This is a genomic window from Embleya sp. NPDC005575, assembly GCF_040605455.1.
In the GTDB taxonomy this organism is placed as follows: domain Bacteria; phylum Actinomycetota; class Actinomycetes; order Streptomycetales; family Streptomycetaceae; genus Embleya.
Genome location: NZ_JBEXCV010000097.1, coordinates 19,696 through 35,736, shown reverse-complemented (window position 1 = coordinate 35,736; position 16,041 = coordinate 19,696). Strand labels below are relative to the sequence as shown.

The following is a 16,041-nucleotide window of genomic DNA, read 5'->3' as shown; positions in this document are numbered from 1 at the left end:
GGTGAGGGTGCCCCAGTTGGCGATGTCGGCGTTGATCAGGCTGCCGGTGGCTGGGCGGGTGTAGGCGGCGAGTGCCGAGACCATGAAGAGGACGGCCTTCGTCGCTCCACCGGTGAGGCCTTTGACGAACTGCTTCTGGAAGACCAGGAAGAACACCAGGATGGGCAGCGTCGCCAGGAACATGAGGGCGAAGACCGTGCCGTAGTCCGCCTGGTGTTCGCCGATGGCGCGATAGATGCCGACGGTCACCGTGGTCCCGGTCGCCGGACCCAGGATGATCAGCGGGTTGAGGAAGTCGTTCCAGATCCAGACGCCGAGGAAGATCAGCACGCTGGACGACGCCGGTCGCATCAGGGGAAAGACCACCTGCCAGAAGGCACGGAACGCACCGGCCCCGTCGATGGCCGCCGCCTCCTCGATTTCACGGGGGATCGTTTTGGCGAATCCGGCGAAGACGAAGACTCCGAACGGCATGTAGTAGCCGACGTACGCCAGGACCAGACCGGGCACGGTGCTCATGAGGCCGAGCGTCCTGAGCACTTCGGTGATCGGGGTGAGGATGACCGCCGGCGGCACCATGAGGCCGCAGAGCAGCGCGACCATGGCGACCTTGGCCAGGACACCGTTGGACCGGGCCAGGTAGTGGCCGAGCATGGCGGAGATCGCGGTGACGATGAGGATGGAGATCACGGTGACCTCCGTGCTGTTCATCAATCCGTACCAGAAGAGATGGTCCGGTCGGGACAGCACGCTCTGGATGTTGTCCAGGGTCGGCGGGACCGGGAGACCCACCGGGTTCGACACGATCGCCGAACCGTCCTTGAAGACATTGACCAGCACGAGGTAGATCGGCAGGAAGAACAGGATGCCTGCGAGCAGCGCGGCAGCCGGACGAAGCCAAGCCCTGGGTTTGTTCATGATCAGGAAGACACCTCGCGTTTCTGCAACAGGCCGAGCGCGATCACCGACACCACCGCTACCAGGGCCAGCATCGCCACGGCCATCGCGGCGGCGTAGCCGATGTGGTTGCCGTTGAACGCGGTCTGGACCACCTCGAAAGCGAGGGTGGACGTGGTGCCCGGGCCGGGGCCGCCGTTGGTGAGGACCTGGACCTGGTCGTATGCCTTGAACCCGCCGATCAACGACATGACCGTATTGATGGTGACGGCGGGCGCCAGCATCGGCCAGGTCACATGACGGAACCGCATCACTGGTCCGCAGCCGTCGATCGATGCCGCCTCCTGCAACTCCTGCGGGATGCCCTGAAGTCCCGCCAGATAGATGACCACGCAAAATCCGAGCCCTTGCCAGGCGATGACCCACGAGACCGTGTAGAGGGCGAGATCCGGGTCGGAGAGCCATCCCGGCGGATCACTTGTCCCCAGTTGACGCAGCATGGAATTGAGCAGGCCGTCGTCGACGAGAATCGCCTGCCAGATGACGCTGACCACCACAGCGCTGAGCACGACCGGGACGAAGAACACGCTGCGGAGCATGTTGTACAGCCAACCGCGTCGATCGAGGAGCAGGGCGATCGCAAGCCCACCCGCGTTCGTGGCGATGGTCACGATCACGGTGACGAGGACGGTGTTCCCCAGCGCTGTGAGGAATTCGTCGTCCGAGGCCAGGCTCGTCAGGTTGTCCGTGCCCACCCACCGGGTCGGTGGATTGAAAGGGTTCTTGTTGGTGAAGCTGTAGCCGATCGTGATGCAGACGGGCACGAGCACAAGAGCCAGGTAGACCAGCAGACCCGGCGCCGCGAAGAGGGTGAAGCGGCTCAGTCGGTCTCGCGAGCGCGCCCCCCGGGACCGATGCGCCGGCCGCTTCGGCACAGTGGTCGGCGGCCCCTCACCTGCCATGCCCGAATCTTCGAGCGTGGCAGGGAAACGTGCCGGACGGGTGAGGGTACGGATACGCATTACCGAGTGGCCTTGTCCCATTGCTCATCCATGTAGGTACCGAATTGCGAGGCTGTCATGCGACCACTGAGGAGGTCCTGAACGCCTGCCGCGGCCTTGTCGGCCAGACCCGGCGGCAAGGAACCGTCGCCGGTCTCCTGGGAGAACGAGTTGACGATTCCATGGGCCGTCTGGGCCTGCCGATACGCCGCCACGGTCTCCTTGTAGACAGGTCCCATGTCGTTCGGAGCCGTGTAGCCCTTGATGTCGATGATGAGCCCGTCGGCCTTGACGCCGGCGTTGAGGTTCTCCTCGTCTTCCATGAAAGCCTTCGCCCACTTCTTGGCGAGTTCCACGTCGGGCGCCTTGGAGCTCACCGTCATCCCGCCGCCCGTGGCGCTCGGAAGCGCCGACGATCCCTGGTCGGTGGGCCACGCGAACACACCCGTGTCGAAGCTCGGCTTCTTCGTGTCGGCGGAGGCGGAGAACCAGCTGCCCATCGGGTACATCGCGCCCTTGCCGTCGCGGAAGGCCTGCTCGGTGTCCGCGTAGGAGCGTGACAGCCCCGCCCGGTCGATGTAGCCCTTGCCCGCCAGATCGGCGACCTTTTGGGCGGCCGCCACGAAAGCCTTGTCGGTGAACTTGACTTTGCCCGCGGTGCGTTGTGCAAGCCAGTCCGGCGTCTCCTTGTAGACCTCACCGGCCACGGTGCATATCAACGGGAACATGTCGGCCCAGGAGTCCTTGCCGCCACCGCCGACCACGAACGGATTCTTTCCCTTCGCCTTCAACTTGGCACTGTCGTCGAGAAGCTCGGCGTAGGTACGAGGCGGGGCATCGATACCGGCTTCGGCGAAATCGCTCTTGTTGTAGTAGACGAGCGTCGTCTGGGTGGCATAGGGCAGTTGGTAGACTTTCCCGCCGTACGTGTTGGCACGGGGCTGGGCGTACTTCGCGAGGTCGGTGTCCGACCATTCCGCCAACTTGCCGGCCTGGGCGAATCCGGCAGGGTTCAGGCCGATCATGATGTCCGGGAACTGGCCCGTACTGTCCAACTGCTTCGCGTACCCGGTGCGGTCGGAGCTGGGTGCCACGAGCTTCTTGATGGTCACCCCGGGTACCTTCGCCGAGGCACGGGCTATCGCCGCATCCCAATATCTCGCGTCGAGGTTGGGTGTTTCGAAGGTGAGGAAGGTCAGGGTGCGCTTGTCGCCCGATGACGCATTCCCACTGGTGCTACCGGCCGTGCATCCGGTCAGTACGAGCGCACCGGCGAGGGCTGCGGCCCCCAGGAGTTTCGCGTTGCTTGTCATGTGTCTCTTCCTCTGCCCGTCGATGTCGGAGGCGGTGGTGTGCCGATGTCTGTGTCGTTACGATGCCGAGATGGGGCCCGATCCCAACCGTCCGCCACATCCGTCCCATGGTTCCGACTCTTCTGAGAGTCCTCCTGCGCCCGGTGGCGACCGACCGAAAGCGCTCTGAGTCCGAAGGCCTTCGAGTATCGAAGTCCGCCCGCGACAGTGTCAAGGGATAAGACTCAACTATCCCATCATCTATGCCTCATAGATGCGATACATCGGGGTGGGTTGGAGTTTGGCTGGCGGCGCCGAACCGGCACCGATCCACGCGAACGCCCGCTCGAACGCCCGCGTCGTCGCGCCCCGGCAGCGCGCACCGACTGCTGTGCGGCCTCGCCGCATCTCTCCCGGAACAGAGATGTGGCGCTCGCGGCCGCCGGCCGACCGGTCTCGGACCTCGGCGAAGCGGCTACACCCGAACTCAGATAGATCCGAACTAAGTCTTGACTCGCTCGTCGGTCGGCTGCACGCTGGATCGCACTTGCGCTGGGCATCTTCCTGGAAGAGTCAAGGTATTTCACGTAGCTGCGGGAGCGTCGGCTGGACGCTTCTCGTCTGCTCGTACTCCTTCGAAGAGTACGAACTATGTGGGGGACACCCTCTGTCGTCCCTCGGCGCGGGACTTCGACCCCATGCAGTTCCGGCACGAACGATCAGCACATACACGCTTCGTCGAGATTCGCTTCACCGAGGAGGAAATATGGACAGGCGCCAATTTCTGATCGTCAGTGGCCTGAGTTCGATCGCAACGGTGGGGACGATGGGGCTTACGGCCTCCCCCGCTCAGGCGGTGCAGGCAACCACTGATGGGGCGTCCCAGTCGCATCGGATCATCGCGGGCTTCCTGTCGGTGGGCATCGACGGCTGTGGTCGGGTGAACAGCCTGATGGATCTGCGCAGCGGCACCGACCATCTGGCGGCCGGCATTTCGGTGCCGCTGGTCAGTGTGGTGGCCGATGGCCGACAAGAGGTTCCTACCAAGGTGAGGGTCTCGCCGCGTGACCGGCGAGTGCTGGTGTTCGCCGGCGAGAAGGTGACGATCGAAGTCAAGGTCGTCAGTTTTCCGACATACTCCACACTCGAGGTGACCGGCTTGACCGCGGCCCCGGGTGTTGATGTGCAGACATTGCTCTGGGGGCCGCTGCCGACGAAGATCACCCAGACGATCGGTGAGACCGTCGGTATGGTCGGCGACAACGATGTCGTCGTGGGGGTTCGCCCGCTCAACGACAAGACCGTGGGCGGGTGGCCGAACGAGCACCTCGCCTACGGGTTCGGCCCGGACCTCGTCTGGAATCCGTACGGCCTGCAGACCGGCGAGAAGGACGAGTGGCTGGCGAGCAATGTCGCGGCGAAGACGAAGTGGGGCAGCGTGCTGCGCGCCACCACCTACGACTACAGCCGGGAACGGGTCCGGCAGCGCACCAATGGGTACGAGATCCCGCTCGGACCGCTGCCCGGGCCGGAAGGTCGGATCGTCGGGTCGAAGATCGCGCTGTTCGGCAGTGCGCCGGATCTGTCGCTCACCGTGCTGAGTCAGATCGCCCAGGAGCACGGCCAGGCCTACCCGACCCTCGACGGCCAGTGGCAGAAGGCGGCCCAGCGCACTTCGCAGTCCCACTTCTGGGTCCACGATCTCGATACGAGCAACGTCACCGCTGCCGGCCGGTACGCCCGGCAGGCCGGGGTCAGGAACATCTACGCCATCGCCGGCGACGGGCCCTGGGTGTCGCACGGGCACTACCGGTTCAACGGCGCGTTCGGCGGATCCGACGCGGCAGCGGCCCAGTTGGTGGCCGCTGCCGCGAAGGAGGGCATCGAGGTCGGCGTGCACACCCTGTCCAACTTCATCGACGCCCACGATCCGTATGTGAAGGCCCCGGCCGACGCGCGGCTGTCCGTGGGAGGAAGTGTCGGACTGACCCGGCCGCTCGGCTCGTCCGACACCACGCTGTACGTGGACTCCGACCGCCCACTGGGACCCGGCGTCGACGGCCAACGGCTGAGGATCGGCGACGAGTTCATCACCTACGGCACCGTCACCAAGGTCGGCGACACCGAGTGGCGGGTGGGCAACCTGGCGCGGGCCCAGTGGGGATCGACCGCGCAGTCCTGTCCGGCCGGCACCCGGGTCAGCCGGCTCATCCAGAACGGCTACGGCGGCGCGATGGGCGGCCTGCCGATCATCGACGAGATAGCCACCCGGCTGGCCACCGCCTACAACGACACCGGCATCCGGGCCACGTCCTACGACGGGTTGGAATCGGCGGGCTACACGGGCTGGGGCGGCTACGGCTTCGCTCATCTGGTCAACGGCGTCCACCGGCAGCTCGCCTCCCAGGAGTTCGTCACCGAATGCAGCAATCTCTCGTCCAACACCTGGGACGCCCAGTCCCGGGCCAGTTGGGGCGAGATCGGCAGGACGGACTACGCCCAGATCCTCCGCAGCAACACGTTCTACCGCGTCAACTGTCTGCCCGCAATGATGGGGCAGCAGGGGTTCTCCGGCAACGACAGCCTTCAGAAGATCGAAGTCACCATGGCGCGCGCGGCGTCCCTGAACGCCGGCATCAACTTCGAGACCAGCGTGGGAAGTCTCGCATCCGGAGCGAACACCGCCGCGTTGCTGCAAGCGGTCAAGACGTGGGAGTCCGCCCGCGGCGTCGGCGCGTTCACGGTCGAACAGAAGAAGCAGTTGGGCGACCCGAACACGTACTGGCACTTGACCGAGGTGACGCCGCATCAGCAATGGTCGCTGCAGCAGCTGGACTCGTCCGGTCAGCCGATCGGTGAGCCGCAGCGGGTCGAGGCGCCGACGCCGGGCTTCGTCACACCCGAGCCGCCCGATGCCCGGCTCGATGTCCTGTACGCGTTCAAGGTGACCTCGAGCACGCCGCAGACGGTCCGTTACGAAGTCACATCCGGCAGTCTTCCCTCCGGACTCACCCTCAACAAGGACACCGGCGGCATCACGGGCGTGCCCCGCGCCAAGGGCACCAGCAAGTTCACCATCACCGCCCGCAACGGTGGGGACATCGCGGACGCCAAGATCACCTACCGGGTGAGGACCACGCCGAGGTAGTCGTGTTGGTGCTTCGCTGTCGGTGATCCACCGCAAACGCGAAAGGCTGCCATCTCACGGCGGTTGCCGGCGATCGTCGACCACCACGCCCGTACCGAGCCACCGCGCGCTGTGACATCGGCGCCGCACATCACGTCCACCCCTCACCCAGCGCCTTGGACTGAGCTTTGTTCTCTTCGTCCGCGACCGTATCTACCATGTCGACTGCAAGGACACCCGCGTTCGGTGCGGCGATGGTCGCCGCGGACGATTGTCCTCTCACCTGCCGTGGGCGGATCCGCGACGCGGTTGGGACTTCGTCTCCACCGGCCACGGCGATGTGCCTTGGGAGGACTGCTTCCGCGCTCTGAACGCCATCGGCTACGACGGGCCGATCTCGGTCGAGTGGGAGGACGCCGGCATGGACCGGCTCCTCGGTGCGCCCGAGGCGCTCGGCTTCGTTCGCCGCCTCAACGACATTCGTCCGCCCGAGGCATCCTTCGACGCGGCCTTCGGCGACGGTTCGAGCAACTGACGCCGTGAGCCGTGACGTTGTGGTCGCCGTGGCGCCACCCCCACCACCTCGCCCTACCCGCCGCCGGCGGGTAGGGCGAGGTTTTCACGCGGGCTTTCGGTCCGCGCCGAGGTCGAGCAGGAAACGCTTTACCTCCGTGGCGTGTATCGACGACGCGCCGGGAAGGTGCCACCGGGCCGCCGGGTCGTCGCACAGCAGGATCGGGCCGTCGTCCGGGTCGGCGGGCAGCCGTCCATGGGTGCCACGCACGGGCGACGGGTCGAGCGGGACGACCGACATGCGATAGCGCAGGCCGAGCTTCTTGCGGGCGAGCGCGATGCCCGCCTTGACCTTGACCGCGCGGTCGCTCGGGTCCCAGAACAGTTCCGCCGGGTCGTAGCCGGGTTTGCGGTGGATCTCGACCTGACGGGCGAAGTCGGGGGCGTGCGCATCGTCGAGCCAGTAGTAGTAGGTGAACCAGGCCTCCGGGTCGGCGATCGCAACGAGGTCGCCCGCGCGCTCGTGGTCGAGCCCGTGTTCGTGTCGGCCGTCCTCGTCCAGGACCTCGGCCACGCCCGGCAGCTTGGCGAGCAGAGCGGCCACATGCGCATGGTCGGCGGGATCGGGCACGTACACGTGGGCGATCTGGTGGTCGGCCACGGCGAACGCGCGGGAGGTCCACGGATCCAGGTATTCCATGCCGGCCTGGGTATGCACCCGCAACAGGCCCTCACCGCGCAGCATGCGATTGATGTCGACGGGCCGGCTCGCGCGGGTGATGCCGTACTCGCTGAGCACGACGACGGTATACGCGTGGTCGCGGGCGTACCGAAGCAGCGGCCCCACCGCCGTGTCCATGGCACGCGCGGCCTCGCGCGCTTGGGGTGAGTCGGGACCGTAGCGCTGGAGGTCGTAGTCCAGATGCGGGAGGTAGGCGAGGGTGAGGTCGGGCCCGTACCGTGTCAGGACATGCCGCGTGGCGTCGACGATCCATTGGGACGAGCGGATCGAGGCCGTCGGCCCCCAGTAGTCGAAGAGTGGGAACGTGCCGAGGGCTGCCGTGAGTTCGTCGTGCAGTTCGGGCGGATCGGTGTAGCAGTCGGGCTCCTTGCGGCCGTCGGAGTAGTAGATCGGACGGGGCGTCAGCGTCCAGTCGACGTCGGCGCCCATGGCATACCACCAGCCCATGTTGGCCACCGTGTAGCCGGGTCGCTCCCGACGGGCGGCCTCCCAAATCTTCTCGCCGTGCACCAGGCGGTTGTGCTGGCGCCACAGGAAGACCTCGCCGAGGTCGCGGAAGTACCAGCCGTTGCCGACGATTCCGTGTTCGCGCGGGAGGGACCCGGTGAGGAAGGTGGATTGCACGGAGCACGTGACGGCCGGGAGCACCGTGTCCAGGCGGGCCTGGAATCCGACATCGGCGAGGGCGCGCAGGTTGGGCATGTCGGCGATCAGGCGGGGGGTGAGTCCGACGACGTCGAGAACGAGCAGGCGGGGCATCAGATTCCTTCCTGGTCGGCCGACTTCAGGCCCAGATCGAGCAAGCCGGCGCGGAGCCGGTCGAGTTCGGCGGTGATGCCCGCGACGAGGGTGTCCCGTGCGGGTGGCCCGTCGCGGTCGAGGACGGGCCACGTATACGTCTCGACTTCGACGTGATCGGTGCGCGCGACGGGGCCGCCGAACAGGCCCTCGATCGCCCGGTCGAGCACGTCGTGGGTGGCGGTGAGCGGGGCGGGCGGGACGCCGTGCAGGGGCAGGTGGTAGTGGATGCGCCACGGCCGTAGGCCGGGCAGGCCGCCGGCGAGGGCGTCCGACAGGTCGTCGACGGCGAGCGGGTTCTCGTGCGCGGTCGCCCTCACCTCACGGGTCTGGTGGAGGAAGCGCGGTTCGGCGTAGGCGCGCAGGGCTTCCGCGGTCGCCTGCGTGTGCGGGTCCTCGGCGTGCAGGGCACACGCCGCCTGCGCCTTGACAACGGGGATCGCGGCAGCGGCCAACCTGTCCAGCGCGGCGGCGGGATCCTCGAATCCGACGGCCAGATGGCAGGTGTCGAAGCAGACGCCGATCCGGTCGGGATCGGTGCCGCGCAGTGCCGCCGCCGCTTGGTCGGTGCTCTCCAGGACACAGCCGGGTTCGGGTTCGAGGCCGACCCGGACGCGGCGCCCGTGATCGGCTTCGATCCGTTCGAGGCCCGCGGCCAGGTCGTCGAGTGCGCGGCGTGCGGCGTCCGCGCGCTCGACCGGCCAGGGCTCGCGCCACGCGAGCGGGAGCGTGGAAACGCTTCCGCGCGCGGCGTCGTCGGGAAGTAGGCGGGCGAGGAGTCGGGCACAGTCGAGCGTGTACTCCAGGCGCGCGGGATCGGCCCAATCGGGGCTGTACACGGCCTTCTTGACGACCTCGTGATGAAACCCCGCGTACGGAAACGCGTTGAGGGTGACCACTTCGAGGCCGTGTTCCGCGAGTGCGCGGCGGAGCCGGTCGACGGCCGCGGGGTCCTCGACGAGAGCGGTCGCGACCGGACGCGCGAGCCACAGGCCGACGCCCAGCGTGGCGACGTCGAGGCGCTCACGGATCGGCTCGCAGTAGACGGTGAGTTGCTGGAGAACGCCGGCCAAATCTTCGGCGGCGTGGACGTTGGTGCAGTAGGCGGTGTGCACGAGGGTGCCGTCCGGGTGACGGAACCTCATGCGCGAGCCCCGCGCAGGATGGAGTTGCCCTCGAAGGTGGCACTCGGGCCGGGTAAGCGCGTCGGGTCCCGCCTCGGGGGCGTCGGGTCCTTCAGGGACGTCGGATCGGTCGGATCCGCTGCGAAGTCAAGGGATTCGGTGGGCAGTTCGAGGCGGCCGCTCTGGGCGTAGAACGCGACGGGGTTGCGCCACAGGACGAGGTCGACGTCGTCCTCGCGCCAACCTGCGGCGAGCATGGCCCGCCCGGTGTGGAGGGTGGACAGCGGGTCGCTGTGGCCCCAGTCCGCCGCCGAGTTGACCACCACGCGTTCCGTACCGAGGTCGCGCAGGACGTCGACGGTGCGTTCGGGGGTCATCTTGGTGTCGGGATAGACGGAGAAACCCATCCAACAACCGGTATCGGCGACCAGCTCGACGGTGGTCTCGTTGAGGTGGTCGACCAGGACGCGGCCCGGGTCGATGCCGCTGTCACGGACGAGGTCGAGGGTGTGGCGGACGCCGGCGGCCTTGTCCCGGTGCGGGGTGTGCACGAGGGCGGGCAGGTCGAACTCGACGGCGAGGGCCAGTTGGTGCCTGAACGCGTGTTCCTCGGCGTCGGTCATCGAATCGAAGCCGATCTCACCGACGGCGACGACGCGATCCTTGGCGAGGTAGCCCGGCAGCACGTCGAGTACGGGTGTGCAGCGCGGGTCGTTGGCCTCCTTCGGGTTGAGCGCGATCGTGCAGTGGTGCTCGATGTCGTACTGGGCGGCCCGGAAGCGCTCCCACCCAAGGAGCGCGTCGAAGTAGTCCGTGAACGTCGAGACGGCGGTCCGCGGTTGGCCGAGCCAGAACGCCGGTTCCACGAGCGCGAGCACGCCTGCGTCGCGCAGGGAGCGGTAGTCGTCGGTGGTCCGGGAGGTCATGTGGATGTGCGGGTCGAAGATACGCATCGGATCAGTACTCCTCGGTCGTCGACGTGAAGCGGGAGGTGATGGGGGCGATATCGGCGGGGACCGGGCGCCCGGCTGCGACTCGCTCGCGGGCGAAGTCGGCCAGCATGCGGGCGAGTTCGGTGTCCGCGCGGTCGTCGAGCCCGGTGACGGTCGGGCCCAGCGGCAGGCCGAGGAAGACGCACTTGAGGACGCCGTGGCGCCATGCCTCGGCTGCGAGCGCCCGGTACCCGCACGGGCCCATCGCGGCGGCGACGAGGTGGTGGTCGTTGGTGCGCAGCGCGTCCTCGACGAGGAGGCGGGACAGGTGCGCGTGCGGGTCGTCGGGGCGGGTTCGCGCGTTCGGCCCGGGCGGGTGCGGCGAACGCGGCAGGTAGGGCAGAGCGCGGAGTATCGCCCGTCGCTCCCGGGCGTCGCCTCGCTCGTACAGAGAGCGCACGAGCGCCGGCAGGTCACCTCTCGCCGGGTGGGTGCGGCCGTCGTCCGCGTGCACTTCGGATTCGCGTACGGCCGCCGCGGACACGGCGTACAGAAGCAGCACCCGAGCCGCGTCGTCACAGGTCCAGCCCGGGAGTTCGGCGAGCGGTGCCCGGCCGCAGAGCCGCCCGGCGGACGCGAACGCGGTGGCCAGGTGGACGGGTTCCGCCGCCGCTTCGACGGGCCAGTCGCGCCGATCGGGCCCGACCGCGCGGGCGAAGACGACGCGCAACTCGGCAATGTCGGGATCGGGTGGCCCTCCTGCGGGCGCCCCCTGCCCGGGCGGCGCCGGCGGGGAACCCGGTATCGCCGCTTGCGCTTCGACCGTTTGATGGTCAGGCACCCTCGGCCTCCTTCTCGGCAGCACGTAGGAAGTCGATCGATCGCCGGGCGGTCTCGGTGGCCGCGTGGCTGTGGCGTGGGAGTTCGACGCCGACGAGCCCGTCGTAGCCGACCTCGGTCAACGCCGCCACGACCGGGGGGAAGTCGATCTCGCCCTGACCGAATTCCAGGTGCTCGTGGACGCCACGTCGCATGTCCTCGATCTGGACGTTGACCAGGCGCGACCCGACGCGCCGCACGCAGTCGGGCACGGGCAGCGGTTCCAGGCAGCGGCAATGCCCGATGTCGAGGGTCGGGCCCAGGTGTTCGGGCCGGCCGAGGCGCCGCCACAGTTCGTCGTAGCGGTCGAGCGTGTCGACGAGCATTCCGGGTTCGGGCTCGAAACCGAGTGTGACACCTCGGATGTCCGCTTCGGCCAGAACGCGCGCGCAGCCGGATACGAGACGATTCCAGCAGACTGCGGGATCGGTGTCGTCGGGGGCGGTGCCGCTCCAGAACGACACGACGGATGCCCCGAGTTCGGCCGCGATCCGGACGGCGCGTTCCAACAGGTCCACCCGGCGTTCGGCGTCGTCGGCGCACAGCAGGGTCGGTCGATGCTTGCGCCAGGGGTCGAGAACGTAGCGGGCGCCGGTCTCGACGACGACGGCGAGCCCGAGTCGGTCGAGCCGTGTGGCCACATCCGCGACGCGTGTGGACAGGTCGTCGGCGTACGGATCGAGGTGGTGGTGGTCGAGCGTCAGTGCGACACCGTCATAGCCGAGGTCGGCCAGGATCGAGAGTACGTCGCCGATCCGATGATCGGCGAAGCCGTTGGTGCCGTAGGCGAGCCTCACGAAAACGTCACCTCCAGTGCGAGAAGCGCGAGAAGTTCGACAAGTGCGTGAAGTGCGTGAAGTGCGATGTATACGAGAAATGCGAGGAATACGAGAAATACGGGGAACGCGCGCTGCCGAGAGGTGGGAAACGCCCGGCGGCGCGCGACCGGAAAGCGCGGGCGCGTCGAGCGCGGCCCTCATGTCGGCGACACGACCCGCGCGAGTGCTCGGGCGCCCGGCCACGCGGCGGACAGGACGAGCGCGGCACGTGGTCGGCCGAGCCGGGACAGCACTGCGGCCTGGAGGGGCAACAGGGCGAGCACACCACCGCCGACGGCCGCGCGGATCCTGCCCGCCCGAGGATCGGCGATCGCCCGTACCAACGGCCGGCCGTAGGCGGCCAGATAGCTCACGAGCCCCGCACCGGATACCGACTCCCCCACCCGGTCCCATCCCGCACCTCCTCGGCTGCCCAGGCGACCCCGGGTGCTCCATCCCGCCGGCCGGCCGCGTCCCACAACCCCCGCCGCGACCGTGGTTGCCACAGCCGTTGCCAGGGCCACGACCGGCGGGCCCGCAGTCGTGCCGTGTTCTTCGTGACGGCTGAGCGCGGTCACGCCGTACGTGTGCAGGGCCACGACGCCCGCGTACCCGGCGGCATACGTGAGTCCGCCCGCTCGCCCGGGTCGTGCGCCGACCATCACGTCCAGGCCGCGGGCGAGTGCCATGCCCATGGGGGCAGCCGGTGTGCCCTTCAGGACCAGGTCATAGGTCCACACCGCCCCGGCGAGGCCGAGGACCGCCGGAAGTCGCCGGCGACCGCCCGCCCAGGCGCCGATGGTCATCCCGGCGGCCGTCAGACCCGCGGCCGTGGCCAGCGCCTCGTCGGGACTGATCCGGCCCGAGGGGATCGGCCGGTCGGGCCGTTCCTTGGCGTCGAGATCCCGGTCGGCGTAGTCGTTCAGCGCCATGCCGGCCCAGTACAGGCACACCGACGCCACCGGCAGCGCCGCCTCCCGACCTCGGAGCAGCCCTCCCGACGCGGCCGCGCCCACGAGGACGTCGCCCGGGACGCTCAGCGCGGCCGGGACCCGGACCAGCTCCGCGAACGCCCGCCATCGCCCACGTCCCACGCCCGGATGCGGATTCGGATTCGGATTCGGCCCATCCGCGCCCGAGGCGTCCGCGCTTTGCAAGGGTTCGCCCTCACTCCTCACCCACGACCTCCTGACTTGCCGTCAGGCGTTCGTGCGCCCAGGACACGAGGGCGTCGTATTGTGCCGAGAGCGCGTGGACGTCCGTTCCCACCGGGTCCTTGAAGTAGAAGGCAAGCGCGCGCAGCGGCCCCGCACAGCCCACGTCGAGGGCGCGCGCCGAGAGTCGCGCGAGGTCCAGGACGAGCGGCGCGGCAAGCGCCGAGTCACAGCCGGTCCAGGTGAATTGCAGGTTCATCCGCGTTCCGAGGAAGCCCTCGAACGTCACGTGGTCCCAGGCGGTCTTCCACTCGCCCAGTTCCGGGACGTTGTGGATGTGGACTCCTCCGCCCACCGGGTGTCCGAGCAGCGAACGCAGCGCCCGATCCTTGGAGTCGATCTTGGCGGCGGCCCGCTCGGGCCGGGACAGCGTCTCGCCGTCCCCGCCGCCGAGCAGGTTCGTCCCCGACCACGATGTGACGCGCAGGGCGCGCTGCGCGAACATCGGGGCGAGGACGGTCTTGAGAAGGGTTTCCCCCGTCTTGCCGTCGCTGCCCGCGAAGGGCACCCCGTACGAGGTGAACGCCTCGGCCACACCCGGTATTCGGGCGCCCGCAGACGGGGTGAAGTCGACGAAGGCGCAGCCGGCGTGGGCGGCGGCCCACGCGTAGCGCGCGCTGGGGGGCAGGACGTCCTCACCCGCGGCGAGCGCGTCCCGCAGCGTCGCGGCGCAGGCGTGCGCCGGGTGTGGAGCCGTGACGGGTTCGGTGGACGCGAGATTGACCACGACCACGCGGGCGAGTTCGTACGTTTCCCGAAACTCCGTCAGATCACCGGTCAGGGCGGCGATCTGCTCGTCCTGTGGACGCGGGTCGTCGGCGGTGACACCCGGACGCAGCCGGGCATCCACCTTGCCGAGTCCGGCCGCGATCAGATCCGGCAGGCCGGGCGGCAACACTCCGTCGGCGGCGAGTCGCGCGGCGCGGTCGCTCAGCGGTACACCGAGGATGTCGTGACCACCGAACACCAGGTCGGCGAAAGCGGGCAGCGCGCACCGCTCGAATGGCTCGGTGGCCGTCACGCAGCCCAGTGGCGGGGCGTCACCGGCACCGACCGCGAGCGCCCCGCTCATCGTGGTCACGGCCACCGAGCCGCGGGCGCCCACCAACCACACGCCGGTCCGATCGGCCGACTTCACGGGCACCACCCGACAACGCGGCCTGCCGCACCGCGAACGACATCGGTCGCCCGGTGGCCGCCGGGCCGAGGCGCCTTGCCGAGCGAGGGATCCCTTCTCCATCCGGCGAACAACGCGATCGATCGAGGCATCGACTCTCCCTGTCCCTTGCTGCCGTCCAAGTGCGACGTACGTGCCGTCCGGAGCAACTGCCGTACCGAGTACCCGCCGTGCTGAGTACCCGCCGTGCTGAATATCCGCGGTGCTCCCCCCGCGATGCGCACCGCCGTGACCGTGGACGCGAGCGCCGCCGTGGCCGCGCGTCCCCACGCACCTGCTGGACCCTCCCCCGCCGCGGGGCGCCTGACGCCTATCGGCCGCGTGTACACGCGGAGTTCGGCACGCACACGCCCGGCCGGCCGGCCGCATCCGTGGCTCAGTGGGCCGTCAGCACGTGGTCGCTGATGAGTCGGGCTGCGCCGATGACCCCTGCGGTGCCGCCGAGTTCGGACAAGACGATGGGCAGGTTGCCGGTCGCGAGGGGCAACGACTGGCGATAGACGACGCTGCGGATCTCGGCGAGCAGCGGGTGACCGAGCCCGGCCACGCCGCCGCCGATGATGAGCAGCCCCGGATTGAAGAAGCTGACGAGCGCCGCGATCACCCGGCCCACGCGCATGCCGCCTTCCCGGACGATGGCCACCGCCGCCGGGTCTCCGGCCGCGGCGGCGTCGGCGACGTCACGACCGGTGAGCGTTCCGTTGTCCGCCAGACGGTGGACGAGGAACGGTGATGTGCCCGAATCGGCGGCTGCCCGCGCCTCGCGGGCGAGTGCCGCGCCCGAGAAGTACGCCTCCAGGCAACCGGCGTTGCCGCAGACGCACATCGGGCCGGTGTCGTCGAGTCGAATGTGACCGATGTCGCCGGCGCTGCCGGAGACGCCCCGGTAGATCTCACCGCCGACGACGATGCCGCAGCCGATGCCGGTGCCGATCTTGATGAGGAGGAAGTCGTCGATGGATCGGGCCACGCCGGAATGCAGTTCGCCCAGGGCCATGATGTTCACGTCGTTGTCGACGAGCACGGGGCAGCCGAGCCGGCGGCCGACGACGTCCCTGATCGGGAATCGGTCCCACCCGGGCATGATCGGCGGGATCACCGGCATGCCCTCGCGGAAGCTGACGGGTCCGGGTACGCCGATGCCGACGCCGTGTACCCGGGGAAACGGGTCGACTTCGCGTAGTTTGTCGACGAGTGCCGCCGCGACCTCCTGGGCGCACAGGAGTTGGGCAGCCTCGCGAGCCCCGAACTGCCGGCGGACGTCCCCGCCGAGGCATCCGTGATATCCGCCCTCGCCTGCGCCCGTCCGGGCGCCGCCCCTCCCACAGCGCAGGAGGGACGGGCGCTTCGCCGGTGGAGGGGGTTCGCCCGGCCCGAAAGGCCCCCTGGCAGAACTGCCGCTGCGGGGCGGACTCTCGCCCATCGGGCCGTTGGCGTGCGAGGTTTCTGCCGATCCGGCTCGGGCGCGAGTTCGACGTCCGGGACCGGCCGGAGCTCGCACGGTGTCTGCGCGAGCTCGGCGGGCGG

At 68.9% G+C, this 16,041-nt stretch carries 10 protein-coding genes and 3 pseudogenes; 2 read left to right on the top strand and 11 right to left on the bottom strand.

The window, feature by feature from the left end:
• Positions 1–96 precede the first annotated feature (96 nt).
• From ABZS54_RS27805 to ABZS54_RS27795, 3 genes and pseudogenes are all read right to left on the bottom strand, one after another.
• Positions 97–918: pseudogene (locus ABZS54_RS27805) on the bottom strand (carbohydrate ABC transporter permease); the annotation flags it as partial.
• 2 nt (positions 919–920) lie between these two features.
• Entirely contained in the window at positions 921–1,859 is a 939-nt protein-coding gene (locus tag ABZS54_RS27800; RefSeq protein ID WP_355541719.1) for a sugar ABC transporter permease, read from the bottom strand.
• Between the two features lie 59 nt (positions 1,860–1,918).
• The gene (locus ABZS54_RS27795) at positions 1,919–3,211 is read right to left on the bottom strand and encodes an extracellular solute-binding protein (RefSeq protein ID WP_355541716.1); all 1,293 of its coding nucleotides are present in this window, start codon (positions 3,209–3,211) and stop codon (positions 1,919–1,921) included.
• Positions 3,212–4,046: 835 nt separating this feature from the next.
• Between ABZS54_RS27795 and ABZS54_RS27790 the strand changes: the two genes are divergently transcribed.
• Together ABZS54_RS27790 and ABZS54_RS27785 are read left to right on the top strand one after the other, a co-directional pair.
• Positions 4,047–6,338: an Ig domain-containing protein gene (locus tag ABZS54_RS27790; RefSeq protein WP_355541713.1), complete on the top strand. Its 2,292-nt coding sequence runs from the start codon at positions 4,047–4,049 to the stop codon at positions 6,336–6,338.
• A gap of 181 nt (positions 6,339–6,519) precedes the next feature.
• Positions 6,520–6,852: pseudogene (locus tag ABZS54_RS27785) on the top strand (TIM barrel protein); the annotation flags it as partial.
• 84 nt (positions 6,853–6,936) lie between these two features.
• Here ABZS54_RS27785 and ABZS54_RS27780 read toward each other — a convergent pair.
• From ABZS54_RS27780 to ABZS54_RS27745, 8 genes and pseudogenes are all read right to left on the bottom strand, one after another.
• Entirely contained in the window at positions 6,937–8,331 is a 1,395-nt protein-coding gene (locus ABZS54_RS27780; RefSeq protein ID WP_355541710.1) for a nucleotide pyrophosphatase/phosphodiesterase family protein, read from the bottom strand.
• The gene (gene eboE, locus ABZS54_RS27775; RefSeq protein ID WP_355541707.1) at positions 8,331–9,515 is read right to left on the bottom strand and encodes a metabolite traffic protein EboE; all 1,185 of its coding nucleotides are present in this window, start codon (positions 9,513–9,515) and stop codon (positions 8,331–8,333) included. Before eboE ends, ABZS54_RS27780 begins: the two co-directional genes overlap by 1 nt.
• The gene (locus tag ABZS54_RS27770; RefSeq protein WP_355541704.1) at positions 9,512–10,447 is read right to left on the bottom strand and encodes a TatD family hydrolase; all 936 of its coding nucleotides are present in this window, start codon (positions 10,445–10,447) and stop codon (positions 9,512–9,514) included. Before ABZS54_RS27770 ends, eboE begins: the two co-directional genes overlap by 4 nt.
• A gap of 4 nt (positions 10,448–10,451) precedes the next feature.
• Entirely contained in the window at positions 10,452–11,156 is a 705-nt protein-coding gene (locus ABZS54_RS27765; RefSeq protein WP_355541701.1) for an EboA domain-containing protein, read from the bottom strand.
• 103 nt (positions 11,157–11,259) lie between these two features.
• On the bottom strand, positions 11,260–12,102 hold the full coding sequence (locus ABZS54_RS27760) for a sugar phosphate isomerase/epimerase family protein (RefSeq protein WP_355541698.1): 843 nt from the start codon (positions 12,100–12,102) through the stop codon (positions 11,260–11,262).
• Positions 12,103–12,281: 179 nt separating this feature from the next.
• Entirely contained in the window at positions 12,282–13,217 is a 936-nt protein-coding gene (locus ABZS54_RS27755; protein ID WP_355541695.1) for an SCO3242 family prenyltransferase, read from the bottom strand.
• 73 nt (positions 13,218–13,290) lie between these two features.
• Positions 13,291–14,475 (bottom strand): inositol-3-phosphate synthase, encoded by a 1,185-nt coding sequence (locus tag ABZS54_RS27750; protein ID WP_355541692.1) that lies wholly within the window; start codon positions 14,473–14,475, stop codon positions 13,291–13,293.
• A gap of 415 nt (positions 14,476–14,890) precedes the next feature.
• A pseudogene (locus ABZS54_RS27745) lies at positions 14,891–15,700 on the bottom strand (ROK family protein); the annotation flags it as partial.
• Between the last annotated feature and the right edge of the window lie 341 nt (positions 15,701–16,041).

Coding starts and splice junctions, on each gene's coding strand:
- ABZS54_RS27770 (WP_355541704.1), bottom strand. CDS start 10,447: ATGCGTATCTTCGACCCGCACATCCACATGACCTCCCGGACCACCGAC.
- ABZS54_RS27780 (WP_355541710.1), bottom strand. CDS start 8,331: ATGCCCCGCCTGCTCGTTCTCGACGTCGTCGGACTCACCCCCCGCCTG.
- ABZS54_RS27800 (WP_355541719.1), bottom strand. CDS start 1,859: ATGGCAGGTGAGGGGCCGCCGACCACTGTGCCGAAGCGGCCGGCGCAT.
- eboE (WP_355541707.1), bottom strand. CDS start 9,515: ATGAGGTTCCGTCACCCGGACGGCACCCTCGTGCACACCGCCTACTGC.
- ABZS54_RS27795 (WP_355541716.1), bottom strand. CDS start 3,211: ATGACAAGCAACGCGAAACTCCTGGGGGCCGCAGCCCTCGCCGGTGCG.